This window comes from Legionella qingyii (assembly GCF_003184185.1).
The window spans coordinates 1-13,565 of sequence record NZ_QHJG01000008.1 but is presented as its reverse complement, the minus strand read 5'-3'; the positions used below and the strand labels follow the sequence as shown (position 1 = coordinate 13,565).

Here is a 13,565-nt window from a genome sequence, read left to right as displayed (position 1 = left end):
AGATATGCACCAATAAATGGCGCTAATTAATTGCGGCATGAGAAAGTATCATAATTGAATGAATCAAATCAATAAGATAGTTTGAAGATGCTTTTTGAAGAAGGGATTTTATCTGTAAATTTATAGTGTGCAAAATTCTTTAATTACTAAAAATCAGAATCTAGACAAAAGAAATTACTATAATATCTAATAAACTTGTAAATCAATCATATTAAGGTATAGACAAAACATATACTGTATTATAAATTGACCCTTTTATCAGGAATATTCAATGCGTATTGCCTTAGTGCTTGAGTACGATGGTAGCCAGTATCATGGCTGGCAAGCACAAACAGGCTTGCATACTGTGCAACAAGCCATAGAACATGCTTTATCAAAGGTAGCAGATGGCCCTATTTCTGTCGTTTGTGCAGGCAGGACAGATACTGGTGTGCATGCTACAAATCAAGTAATTCATTTTGACTGTGATAAAGTGCGCAGCATTCGTGCATGGATCCATGGAGTGAACTCTTTTCTGCCTAAAGACATTTGTGTTAAATGGGGGAAGGAATTAACAGAAGAATTTCATGCGAGATATTCTGCTACTGCAAGAAGATATCGTTATGTCATTTATAATGGAGCCATTCGACCTGCTTTATTTCGAAGCAATATAACTTGGCAATACAGGCAATTAGATCATCGTCTGATGCATCAAGCGGCCCAGGTTTTATTAGGCGAGAATGATTTTACTTCATTTCGTTCTGTTGAATGCCAGTCAAACACGCCTATGCGGAATATCCATAAATTACAGGTTAGTCGCACAGGTGATTTGGTTATAATTGATATAACTGCTAATGCTTTTTTACATCATATGGTGCGTAATATCGCTGGTGTGCTAATTGCAGTCGGTTCGGGAAAACATCCTGTATCTTGGGTTGATGAGGTACTAAAAGCAAAAGACAGGAGACTAGGTGCAGAAACAGCACCCGCGTATGGATTGTATTTAGTGCAAGTGACTTATCCTCAGACGTTTTCAATATTACAGAATAATCCGGGACCTTCTTTTCTTGTGGAGAAATAATGAATCTGGGACGCATGCGAGTCAAAATGTGTGGAATGACACGTAGCGAAGATATCGCACATGCCATTAATCTGGGTGTTGATGCTATAGGTTTGATTTTTTATCCAAAAAGTTCTCGTTATGTTTCAATAGATCAGGCAAAAGCCTTATTAAAAGATTTGCCTGCATTTGTAGATTCGGTTGCTGTTTTGGTGAATCCTGAGCGAGATTTAGTCTATAAAATAGTAGAAGAACTGCCAATTCAGTTATTGCAGTTTCATGGTGATGAATCAGCTGAGTTTTGTAAGCAATTTAATAAGCCTTTTATAAAAGCCATACATTGTAATTCAACCGCATATATTCATCAGACAGTACAGGAGTTTGAAACCGCAAGCGCGTTGTTGTTAGATACACCTTCAGATGTAGCGCGAGGCGGCACTGGATGCGCTTTTGATTGGAAAATTATTCCACAAAAGGTGGAAAAGCCTTACATATTGGCTGGTGGATTAGATGAGTTTAATGTACTCGAAGCAATTAAATCATGTCATCCTTATGCCGTAGATCTGTGTAGTGGTATTGAGGTATCACCTGGGATTAAAGAGCATGGCAAAATGAGTCGATTTATGCAGAAATTGTTAAATTGGTAATATAGTAGCCTGGGTGAAGCGCAGCGTAACCTGGGAAATTGGATCGCGGATCTCGGGTTATGCTGCGCTTCACCCAGGCTACATTTTTAAGAAGTTAATGAAGGTAGAAATGAACAAAAAAGAGCTTCCTGACGAGCACGGGCACTTTGGTCCCTACGGTGGTATTTTCGTAGCAGATACTTTGATGTATGCATTAAAACAATTAGAAGAAGCGTATGCAAAATATCGAAAAGATCCCGATTTTTTAGCAGAGCTAAATGCTGAATTAAAAGATTATGTAGGACGACCTAATCCACTTTATCATGCACAACGTTTAAGCAGGGAAATTGGTGGGGCACAAATCTATTTAAAACGAGAGGATTTGAATCATACCGGAGCGCACAAAATTAATAATACGGTAGGGCAAGCGCTCCTTGCTACACGTATGGGAAAAACCAGGGTAATTGCCGAAACAGGCGCAGGCCAACATGGGGTGGCTTCAGCAACAGTAGCGGCTAAATTAGGTTTGGAATGCGTGGTATATATGGGGGCTGAGGATATAAAACGTCAGTCATCTAATGTTTATCGCATGAAATTGTTAGGCGCGGAAGTTGTCCCAGTCACATCAGGGTCGCAAACGTTAAAAGATGCATTAAATGAGGCGATGCGCGATTGGGTCAGCCATGTTGATGATACCTTTTATATTATTGGGACAGTCGCAGGCCCACATCCTTATCCACAGATGGTTAGAGATTTTCAATCTGTTATTGGCATTGAAGCTAGAGCCCAATTTCTGGAAAAGACTGGACGTTTACCCGATGCATTAGTTGCTTGCGTAGGTGGAGGCTCTAATGCAATTGGTTTATTTTACCCCTTTTTGAATGATTCAACAGTTGCCATTTATGGAGTTGAAGCGGGAGGAAAAGGTTTAGAAAGTGGCGAACATTCTGCTTCATTGATTGCCGGAAAACCAGGGGTTTTACATGGTAACCGAACTTATTTGCTCTGTGATGAATACGGTCAAATTAAAGATACACATTCGGTCTCTGCAGGCCTTGACTACCCTGGGGTAGGACCGGAACATGCTTATTTAAAAGATACTGGGCGTGTAATTTATGAAGCCATTAATGATGATGAAGCGCTGCACGCTTTTCGTACTTTAACACGGGTTGAAGGAATTATTCCTGCTCTTGAGTCCAGTCATGCAGTTGCCTATGCAATGAAACTCGCCAAGAACATGTCTGCGGACCAAAGTATTATCGTGAATTTATCGGGTCGCGGTGATAAAGATATGCACACTGTGGCTCAAATTGATGGGATTACCGTATGAATCGAATTGACAAAACATTAAAGCGTCTTCACGCGAGTGGCAAAAAAATGCTTAGCCCTTACATTACTGCCGGAGATCCTTATCCAGAAATCACGGTAAAACTGATGCATGAGTTGGTTAGAGCCGGAGCAGATATTTTAGAACTCGGAATTCCATTTTCTGATCCCATGGCTGAAGGACCTGTTATCCAAAAAGCAATGGAGCGAGCGCTTGCTCAGGACGTGCATTGCCAAACTGTTTTGAATATGGTGAAAGAATTTCGTTTGCAGGATCAAGAAACGCCAGTTGTTATAATGGGGTATTTAAATCCTATTGAGCATTTTGGTTATGAACTTTTTGCACAACAGGCATTAGAATCCGGCGTGGATGGAACGATATTGGTAGATTTACCTCCAGAAGAAAGTGAGGAAGTAGCCAAGATCTGGCAAAAATATGGCTTATACAGTATCTTTCTTTGTTCTCCTACGACATCAGATGAGCGAATGGCATTAATTAACCATTTCGCCAAGGGATATTTGTACTATGTGTCTTTAAAAGGTGTTACTGGTTCTGATGCATTGGATATATCGTCTTTAAAATCGCAGTATCAACACCGTAAAGCACAAACCAATCTTCCATTAATGGTAGGCTTTGGTATAAAAACACCAGAAATGGCTGCAGAAGTTGCCAGATTTGCAGATGGTGTTATTGTTGGAGCTGCCCTGATTACGCGAATTCTGGATGCTTATAACGCGAATAGAGATATGTTGGAAGCTGGGGCAGATTTACTTTACTCTATGCGACATGCTATGGATAAAATTTAAAATAATGGCAAAGCTTATACCATTATTATTCCTGCTAATGAGATATAGAGAACATGGCCTTTTGTAAACAGGCTTGGATGAACGCAATGGCGTGACCTGGGAATCCGGTATTATAAGATACCGGTATTATGAGATAAATCGAGTTATAGCTTATTTTTACTGAGGCTACATAGTAATAACAGTGACGGAAAAATCCCAATGATAGAATTAACTGAAAAACGAGCTCATTTTATAAGGCAACTGATTACTGATGAACTGGCGAGTGGCAAACATAAGTCTGTAGTGACTCGTTTTCCTCCCGAACCTAATGGATATTTGCATGTAGGGCATGCTAAATCTATTTGTTTGAATTTTGGTTTGGCGCAAGAGTTTGGTGGTATCTGTTATCTACGTTTTGACGATACTAATCCAATTAAAGAAGAGGAAGAATATGTCAACGCCATTATTGAGGATGTACGCTGGTTAGGTTTTGAATGGTATGACATGACACACTCCTCAGACTATTACCATGAGCTCTATGATTTTGCAGTATTACTTATAAAAAAAGATTTGGCTTATGTCGATAGTTTAAGCATGGAAGAAATTCGTGCTTATCGTGGAACCTTGCAAGAGCCTGGACGTGAAAGCCCTTACAGAAATAGACCAATAGAAGAAAGTTTGGATTTATTCTCACGCATGAAAGCAGGGGAGTTTCCTGATGGTGCTCATGTATTAAGAGCAAAAATTGACATGCAATCAGGTAACTTGAATATGCGTGATCCGGTAATCTACCGCATTCGACATGCACATCATCAACGCACAGGCGATGAATGGTGTATTTATCCGATGTATGATTATGCACATCCTATTTCTGATGCTTTAGAAAAAATTACTCATTCATTGTGTACTTTAGAGTTTCAAGATCACCGTCCACTTTATGACTGGTGCGTTGACAATTTGCCTTTACCTGCAAAGCCTATACAAACAGAGTTTGCTCGTTTAAATTTATCACATACAGTTACTTCAAAGCGTAAATTGCGTGAACTGGTTGAACAAAAGGCGGTTTCTGGATGGGATGATCCACGAATGCCTACTATACGTGGTATGAGAAAACGTGGTTACCCGGCAGCTGCAATTCGTCAGTTTTGCGAAGTAATAGGGATATCACGTAGTGATTCTGTAATTGATATGTCCATACTCGAAGAATGTGTTCGTGATGAGTTAAATAGAACAGCGAAACGTGCTTTATGCGTTATGGATCCTATAAAAGTAGTTATAGAAAATTATCCTGAAGGCAAAGTAGAAGTATTAAAGCCAGCTTATAATCAGCAAGATCCAAATTCGGAGCGACGTGATTTACCATTCACTCGAGAGCTTTTTATTGAACGATCAGATTTTATGGAAGAGCCACCCAAAAAATACTTCCGTTTGTCTCCTGGGGCTGAGGTACGTTTACGTCATGCTTATGTAATCAAATGTCACGAAGTGATTCATGATGAGCAGGGTAACATTGTTGAGTTACGCTGTACCTATGATGAAAAAACTTTAGGAAAAAATCCTGAGGATAGAAAAGTAAAAGGCGTCATTCATTGGGTATCTTGTGCACATGCTTATCCTGTAACTGTATTGGAATATGACCGTTTATTTAATGATCCCAACCCTGGTCGAGAGGACGATTTTTTTCAATTTTTAAATCATAATTCATTACAAATAAAGCAAGCCTATTGTGAACCGGCTTTAGCAAATCAACAATTAGGCGAGGTGTTTCAATTTGAACGCTTGGGATACTATGGTGTTAATGAATTAAAAGATGGACGTGTTAACACATTTCATCGTGTAGTTGACTTGAAAGATACTTGGGGAAAACTAGGGTAAGCTAAAGGGGCAGATATGTTGCATTTATATAATTCTTTAACCAGAACAAAAGAACCATTTGTTTCTATTTCACCTGGAAAAATTGGTATCTATGTTTGTGGGATTACTGTATATGATCATTGTCATATAGGCCATGCTCGCTCTATGGTAGCTTTTGACGTTATGGTTCGTTATTTGCGTTCCCAGGGATATGAGGTGAAATATGTGCGTAATATTACGGACATTGACGACAAAATTATCGCACGCGCACATGAACGTGCAATACCAATAGATGAATTGACTGCTCAATATATTGCAGCAATGAATGAGGATACACAAGCGTTAAATATTTTACCGCCGGATGTAGAACCAAGAGCTACGGAACATATAAACAGTATTATTCGATTAATTGAGCGTTTGCTTGCGAAAGGAAATGCATATCTTAGTGATAATGGTGATGTATGTTATCAAGTCAACTCGTTTGCTGATTATGGTAAATTATCACACAAGGATTTAGAAGGATTAGTCGCTGGAGCACGTGTTGAAATTGTGAAAGAAAAACGTTCTCCATTGGATTTTGTTTTATGGAAAAAAGCAAAACAAGGCGAGCCCAGCTGGCCTTCTCCTTGGGGGGAAGGACGTCCAGGCTGGCATATTGAATGTTCTGCCATGGCAATGAGTGAGTTAGGTGAGCAATTCGATATTCATGGAGGAGGATTGGATTTACAATTCCCTCACCATGAGAATGAGATCGCTCAGAGTGAAGCGGCTACTGAAAAAACATTTGCAAATTACTGGTTGCATGTAGGAATGTTGCAAGTTAATAACGAAAAAATGTCAAAGTCATTGGGTAATTTTTTCACTATTGCTGATGTTTTGGCTAAGCACCATCCTGAAGTTGTTCGTTATTTTCTATTAAGCAGTCATTACCGTAGTTCATTGAATTATTCTGAAGAGAATTTGACTAATGCAAAAAAAGCATTAACTCGTTTATATCAAACCATAAAAGACAATAATACTATCGTAGACGGGGAATTAGATAATCATTGGATTAATGAATTTAACCAGGCAATGAATGATGATTTTAATACTCCAGTTGCATTATCTGTTTTGTTTCAGCTTAGCCATGAAGTAAATAAGAATAACTCACCGACTCTAACTGCTACATTGAAGCATTTAGCAGGTATTATGGGGTTATTGCAGGCCGATCCAGCTTCTTTCTTGCAGTCAGGGTTTGCTGAAGAGGATAAGGTAGAAATAGAGCAATTAATTGCAGAACGACTTCAAGCACGTGCCGATCGCAATTGGGAGCGCGCTGACCAGATAAGAGCAGACTTATTAAGTCGTGGAATCGAGTTAGAGGATGGAGTGAATGGAACTACTTGGCGTAGGGTAGAATAGGACATTATTTATTTTAATTCTAGGCTATTGTAGCCCGAGTTTAGCGCAACGAAACTCGGGCTTTTTTTCTGGATGTTTTATGCCTCAATCATAAAGATTCATGGCTTTGAGAAAGACAAAGGTTACTTTTTTTTGCTATATAAGATCTCAATTTCATCCATCCTAACTTAGTTTGTTGATTTGGGCTGAATTGTTTTCCAGATAAGCTTTATTTTCAAAGTGATTTATTATTGAGTCATGCGATCTTTCTATGTACGAATTGCGGTGAAAATACTCTATGTGTTGCTACGCGGAACACATGCATTTTGGTAATAGGCTTAAATGCCGTTTTCAATTAACTCATGTTTACTCTATAATCACGCTGATTATTTTTAATAACCAGTTCAAGATCCACTTTGTATAGTATGGCTGTGAAACCTTTATTTTTTTTAATATTTTTTTTTTCAGCAATTTGTCATTCAGAAATAGCTGATTTAGTCTTAGATAACTATAAATCAAATCTTTATAAATTGCCTATAGTGAAACAAGAGCACTTTTCAATAAGAATGTATCGAATCACCGGCAATAAAGAACATTTGAATTCTGTTATTGATTATGTTTTCTTTTTGAGCAATAAATATCACTATCTTTTCTCAAGTTTCGATCAACCGGAGCTCATCCTTAAAAAATCAAATAATTTATTATTAGATGCTCACCAAAATCCTATGCAAAAATACAAGTTACGTATCAGAAAAATATCACAATATGGAGATCTATTTTTTTATCTTTACTTATTAGAGATAACCAATAAAATTTTTTCATATCATTTGGAAAATACGTCTCTGTTTCCACAAACCAATATCGTTATCGACGTATTAAAAACTCAAATTACTCGGTTGGAGGAATTTATCTTAAATGAGGAAAACATTAAAATTTATGGGGCTCAATTAGTTAATTACGTTTATTACTTACATGATTTGCACATAGTTGATTTAAGAAAATCCTATACCAAACTATTTCAGCATACTTTTCCAGATTATAAGGATAGTCAACTATCAGAATTGGAATATGAAGCAAAAATTTATGGTATGACCCATTTTGTTACAGCAGCGAGCCATTATTATCAGAGTTCAGTTAATGACGATGCTTTTCGTTGGATAAGTGAATATTTTGAGCGCAATATACAACAAATAATGGAGCGAACTGAAAATGATGTTATCGCCGAAGTAGGGGTTTGTTTGTTGTTATTAAATAAAAAAGATTCTCCAGCAATTAAAATAATAAGGGATCATTTAGAACGAGTATATAACATACAACATCAGATGATTCCTACTCGTTCTAGATCCGTAGATTTTATATTTGGTGAACATCGTAATATTCTTACCGTAATGCTTTTTAAATGGCCAGAAAAACTTATGGATGGTCCTTTTTTTACAGAAGAATTAAGATTAATTAATTGATGTTTGTCTTTTGCCAATGAAGATGGGCAGGAACGGGTAGGGAAATCCAGTTTTAAGATCTTTGTTCTAAAATACTATTATCTAATAGTGGACTCTTATCTTTTTTTGTTGAATTTATTGTATTACGAAATAAAAAAATAAGGATTAAAAAAAACAGCAATAAGAGTGCTATCCAACCCATAAGGTAAAAGCAATCATCGAGAGCTAAAGCAGTAGCCTGTCGCGTAAGATAGAAGTTTAATTGTGCCGAAGCATGTTTACCCTGAAGATGTAATAATTTGGCCTGCGCTAGAAACCGTTGTGTTTCTGGAGAAAATGCAGTCAAACTACTCCCTAATCGAAGATGAAAAAATACTTCTCGTCTATGCCATAAAATAAGAAACAAAGCCACTCCTAATCCACTGCCCAGCAAGCGCGAAACATGAAAAAAGCAAATGCATTCAGCAAGTTTTGTTTCAGGAAAAGTGTACACTGCTAGATGAAAAAGAGGGGATAAAAATAGTGCAAGGCCTACGCCTGCTAATCCTCGTGAAAATGCAATCCGATTAAAATTAATATCCACATTAAAGTAGGCCGTATAGAAACAGGAAATCGCAAAAAAAAGTAAGGCAATGAGCAATGGATAAAATGGTTCATATTTCCTTTTATTGATGAGTACTGGAATCCATCCACAAAAGGCCATTGTTCCTATGATGAGGGCAATCCAATCAGGAGTATAATTAACGTAAAGTTTTAGCCATAAAGACAATAAGATAACCATGCCAAAATAGAGTGCGAAAAATAATGCGATATAAATCATCGCGAATGAAAAATAAAAATTTTTTAGTAATTTCAAATCAATCACAGGATGTTGGACTGACCAACTTCGTAAAATAAAAAAAACAAGACTGATTACACCAGAAACAAGCAAAAAAGTAATTAAAGAAGAACGAAACCAATCTAACTCTTGGCCAGTAGTTAAAGCTGTTCCAATAAAAATCATGCTGATGCAATAGTACAAATATCCAACTCTATCAAAATAGTTCTTTTTTACGGGCTCATGATATTTTCTATAACCATAACCTACATAAAAAATTAGAAAGATACATAAAGGTATATTAGAGAAAAAAAGGAATCGCCAATGGTAGTCGTAAGCAATCCAAGCACCATAAGAAGCACCTATTACGGGAATTATTGAAAGACAAATCAATACTAAAGAAACAATATAGACTTTATCCTTATTAGGAGAGAGCAAAGGAATAAGGGTACATGTAATAAGAAGAAACATTGGTCCTGAAGCAAAACCTTCTAAAAACCTGAATAAGATAAACGTAAAGAAATCACTGGCAGTAGCACATCCCCACGAACATAAGGCAGTAAGACTGAGACAAACAACAAAAAGTTGAATAGGGCTTAATCGCGTTACATCAGGTTTTCCCAAAGGTACGCCTAAAAGATTTCCAATACAAAAAAAACTGACTGTATACGAAGTCATATAGGGACTGCCACCCAGATCGCTTACAATATATAAACCTGCCATTATAGGTAAGGTGAGATTGAAGATTACTGCAGCAAGTGATAAGAGTAAAATATAGAGAATCATCGTTTACTCATTCCATTTAAAGCAATTTTATTTAGAGTAAGTGGCGTATTGGCGTATTTCTGGAGATTAGGATCCAAATTAGTATTTATAATATCTGCGATAAGTTGTTCATCACCTTTTTCTTCTTTTTGATAAATGTCAGTAACATAATGGGGGGATCCGGAATTTGATGTGGGTACTAAAGGGCCGCTTTGATCGGATAGATCGGTAGTTACTTCTAAAGAAAGGCCAATTCGCAGAGGATGTTTTTTTAATTCCTCCGGTTCTAAAGCAACTCGAACTGGCAATCTTTGAACTATTTTAATCCAGTTTCCTGAAAGATTTTCGGGGGGTAATAGGGAAAAAGCATTCCCGGCACCACCTGGTAAACCAACAATTTTACCGTGAAATACAACATCAGAACCATAAAGATCTGAAGTAAACGTAACGCTCTGCCCAATGCGCATTTTTTTCAGCTGGGTTTCCTTATAATTAGCGTTTACCCATATTTGATCCAGAGGAATAATAGACATCAGTGGTTCTTTAGGCGAAAGCCACATGCCTACCTGAATGGTTCTTTGGGCTACAAGTCCATCTACCGGCGCATATATTTTACACCGATATAACTGTACCCAGGCATCACGTACTTCCTGCGCTGCTGCTTGTACCCAAGGATGTTCGATTATGGATGTGCCTTGTACAAAAGCGAGCATTTTTTGATAGTTGTTTTCAGTGCTTTTTAATGAGGCAATTGAAGCTTTTAGATCATCTTGTGCATTTTGATAATCTTCTAAAGAAACTCCTTTGACATCAATTACGTCATAGCGATGTTTCAGGTTTTGTCGTGCTTTTAGAAGTTGTGCTTTCTTTACTTCGATCTCTGCAGCCAGGATAAATACATCATGAAATGCCTGGCATACATCGCGTACTGTACTTGCAAGTTTCTTCTTGGCTTTTTCCAGGGCTATACGTGAGTCTGTTTCATTTAGTGAAACAATGAGCTGTCCTTTTTTTACCAGAAAACTATCGTCGGTATAGATACCTGTTACGAATCCAGGGCGTAAGGACTTGATATAGACCTGATTCCCTTGCACATAGGCATCATTGGTATAAACTTGGTTTCGCCACACAAAAAGCCAATATAAAAAAAGGAAAATAAAAAGAGCAATAAGAATGACGGTAAAATAAAAAGAGGCGGATCGTTCTTTCATGAGTTTTTCACCAACGGTATCGTTTTTTGATAGTAACCTCCTCCCAAAGCTCTGGTTAATTTTATAGAGGCTAAGTATTGGTTATAAAGTAGAGTAACATCTACGAGTTCTTTTTGAATGACTTCTTCTTGTAAAAAATAAAGATCAAATAAACTATCCAAGCCTTTTTGTTGGCGCAAATAACTTAATTGATAACGTTGTTTTGCAAACTCCACTACTTGTTTTTGTTCTAACTTTTGCTGATAGACATCCTCCGCGAAAGCTAATACATCAAGAACTTCTTGAGTACTGAATAAGAGTAAATTATTGTATGCATCTATTGCTGCATCAAATTGTGCTTTAGTTGCATTGATATTCGCTCTTATTGCTCCTGCGGTGAAAATAGGTAATTGCAAGGCAGGTCTAATTGCTGCAGTACCACTCGATAAGTCCAAAAACTTTCTCCAACTGGTGCTTTCCAGACCAATCAGACCAGCCAGATTGATATTGGGATAATATTCTGCCATTGCGGCTCCTGTTTTATAGGCTAGGGCTTTGGCTCGCCAAATTTGCGCCATAAGATCGGGTCTGCGAGCTAAGAAATCCAATGGCAGTATTTTGGGAATATTTAGAGTCTTAGGTAATGAGGGAAGTGTGGATTTAATTAACAAAGGAGTATCTGGCCCACGTCCTGCTAAAGTATTAATCAGGTGTTTATCGGCTGTTAACTCATCAGTAATACTTGAAAGTAATTTTTGAGATTCAAGCAGCTTTTCTGAGGTTTCTAATGCAGGCAATTTTGATGAAAGTCCTTTTTGTACCAATATGTTTTGTAATTTTGCAGTTTTTTGTCGTACTTCAATTAATTGCGTAAATAATTTTTTTCTGACCAGATTCGTTTTATATGCAAAAAAGGCTTGAGCAATTGCAGTACTTGTAATTAACTCCACTTCTGCGGCTTCCGCTTCTCGAACTTTTGCCTCTCCTAAAGCGGAATAAAAAAGATTACGGTTTTTGCCCCAAAAATCAAACTCATAAGTAAACGAAAGAGAAAGATCCAAGAGTCTGGCGTTTAAAGGAAATGTATGATTGAATGCGCGATATAAACCGTTTTCACTTACATATTGTCGATTTTCATCTGCATTAAAAAAAACTAAAGGAGCTAATAACGAGCGTGTAACAATGGCTTGCTGCTTAGCAACTTTAATACGATTTTTGATTTCATGAATTGAAGGATTATTCGCTAAAGCTTCTGTAACCAGGGCGTTGAGTTCGGGATTATTATAAGATAACCACCATTGTTTGTTAGGCCATTTGCCTTCAGAAAAAATCTCTTTTTTTTGTAAACTTTTGTTAATGGAGTGTTCCATGGCTGGAACGGTTTTTAGATTTTTAATTTGGCTTTGTTGCGGTAGAGAAACAGTACAGGATACTAATGTATATAAACTGAAACAAGTAAATCCCCTGATCCAAAGCCGCATCACACTTCCTTTTTATTTGGCAACACATCTTAATCATTAAATGTAACTTCATTCCATATTATCATAAGCTGTTTTTGCATGGGATCGAAGCTATCTTATATAGTAACCATTAACATCTGATTTTCATAGGAATTTTCTATTGTGCAATAGGAAACAAATTGTTTGAAGAATTAAAGTATTCTAGCTCGGTTCGTCACTTTCTAGGTAATGGGTTACTATTACCAAATCACTTCAATCGTCATGGTTTATCACTTTGATTCCGAGCTAGAGTGTGTACTATGTTGTTTTATGAGTTACTGGCCCATAGGCTGCATTTCTATTTCTATTTCTTTTTTCTCTTCCGGGATCAACGCTGCTATGCTATCTATTATTGATGCTAAAAATTCGAGGCAAAAGCTTTGAATAGGATTAAATGGGGCGTTTTGCTCAATATTTTCAAGCGCCATGTACGTACCGAATTCAGTAAAATGCAGTAAGGTCTTAAATATATTACTTGCATTATTTAGCCAAGTATCGAACGAATCAACCTTGTCAACTTTAGGTATAGGTATTGCCATGGGCTGTTTAAAAAACGGATCTTGAAACTTATAAATAGAACTTACTCTCGTTAAGTCAAGATATGCTTCATTAGTTTTCTCGCGAAAATATTGTTTTTGCTTTCCAGATGGCATGGCTCATTTTCCTTCTATAATCAACATTTAAAAATTAATTTAAACACAACTTTGCTGTGTAAAATATATTCAAATTATACAGGAGAAAGATTAAATTAACATTAATATTATTCAATATGTATTTATTTCGCAGGGCGATTTCATCAAAGTTTAAAAACCAATCACTTTTCTTAAGTATTGAGTAGAAAGAG

The 13,565-nt window shown here is 37.0% G+C and carries 11 protein-coding genes; 7 read left to right on the top strand and 4 right to left on the bottom strand.

Annotation, left to right across the window (positions count from 1 at the left end; genetic code table 11):
* Window positions 1-271: 271 nt before the first annotated feature.
* The 7 genes from truA to DGG96_RS06070 all read left to right on the top strand — a co-directional run bounded on the left by truA (window position 272) and on the right by DGG96_RS06070 (window position 8,471).
* Window positions 272-1,060 (top strand): tRNA pseudouridine(38-40) synthase TruA, encoded by a 789-nt coding sequence (gene truA / locus DGG96_RS06100; protein WP_110141554.1) that lies wholly within the window; start codon window positions 272-274, stop codon window positions 1,058-1,060.
* Complete coding sequence (locus tag DGG96_RS06095; protein ID WP_110141555.1) at window positions 1,060-1,686, top strand: phosphoribosylanthranilate isomerase; 627 nt, start codon at window positions 1,060-1,062, stop codon at window positions 1,684-1,686. Before truA ends, DGG96_RS06095 begins: the two co-directional genes overlap by 1 nt.
* Window positions 1,687-1,795: 109 nt before the next feature.
* Window positions 1,796-2,995, top strand: coding sequence for a tryptophan synthase subunit beta (trpB, locus tag DGG96_RS06090; RefSeq protein WP_110141572.1), 1,200 nt, complete (start codon window positions 1,796-1,798; stop codon window positions 2,993-2,995).
* Window positions 2,992-3,798 carry a tryptophan synthase subunit alpha gene (gene trpA, locus DGG96_RS06085; protein WP_110141556.1) on the top strand — a complete coding sequence of 269 codons (807 nt, stop codon included), beginning with the start codon at window positions 2,992-2,994 and terminating at the stop codon, window positions 3,796-3,798. Before trpB ends, trpA begins: the two co-directional genes overlap by 4 nt.
* Window positions 3,799-3,996: 198 nt before the next feature.
* Entirely contained in the window at window positions 3,997-5,652 is a 1,656-nt protein-coding gene (locus DGG96_RS06080; RefSeq protein ID WP_110141557.1) for a glutamine--tRNA ligase/YqeY domain fusion protein, read from the top strand.
* Window positions 5,653-5,667: 15 nt separating this feature from the next.
* Window positions 5,668-7,032: a cysteine--tRNA ligase gene (gene cysS / locus DGG96_RS06075; protein ID WP_110141558.1), complete on the top strand. Its 1,365-nt coding sequence runs from the start codon at window positions 5,668-5,670 to the stop codon at window positions 7,030-7,032.
* Window positions 7,033-7,442: 410 nt separating this feature from the next.
* Complete coding sequence (locus DGG96_RS06070) at window positions 7,443-8,471, top strand: DUF3541 domain-containing protein (RefSeq protein ID WP_158618858.1); 1,029 nt, start codon at window positions 7,443-7,445, stop codon at window positions 8,469-8,471.
* Between the two features lie 52 nt (window positions 8,472-8,523).
* Here DGG96_RS06070 and DGG96_RS06065 read toward each other — a convergent pair whose 3' ends face one another.
* From DGG96_RS06065 to DGG96_RS06050, 4 genes are all read right to left on the bottom strand, one after another.
* A complete protein-coding gene (locus DGG96_RS06065) occupies window positions 8,524-10,053 on the bottom strand; it encodes an MFS transporter (protein ID WP_110141560.1) in 1,530 nt (509 codons plus the stop codon).
* Window positions 10,050-11,243, bottom strand: a complete 1,194-nt coding sequence (locus DGG96_RS06060; protein WP_110141561.1) for an HlyD/EmrA/EmrK family protein — start codon at window positions 11,241-11,243, stop codon at window positions 10,050-10,052. The genes DGG96_RS06065 and DGG96_RS06060 overlap by 4 nt, the downstream gene beginning before the upstream one ends.
* Entirely contained in the window at window positions 11,240-12,703 is a 1,464-nt protein-coding gene (locus DGG96_RS06055; RefSeq protein ID WP_110141562.1) for an efflux transporter outer membrane subunit, read from the bottom strand. Before DGG96_RS06055 ends, DGG96_RS06060 begins: the two co-directional genes overlap by 4 nt.
* 293 nt (window positions 12,704-12,996) lie before the next feature.
* A complete protein-coding gene (locus DGG96_RS06050; protein ID WP_110141563.1) occupies window positions 12,997-13,374 on the bottom strand; it encodes a hypothetical protein in 378 nt (125 codons plus the stop codon).
* Window positions 13,375-13,565: the final 191 nt, after the last annotated feature.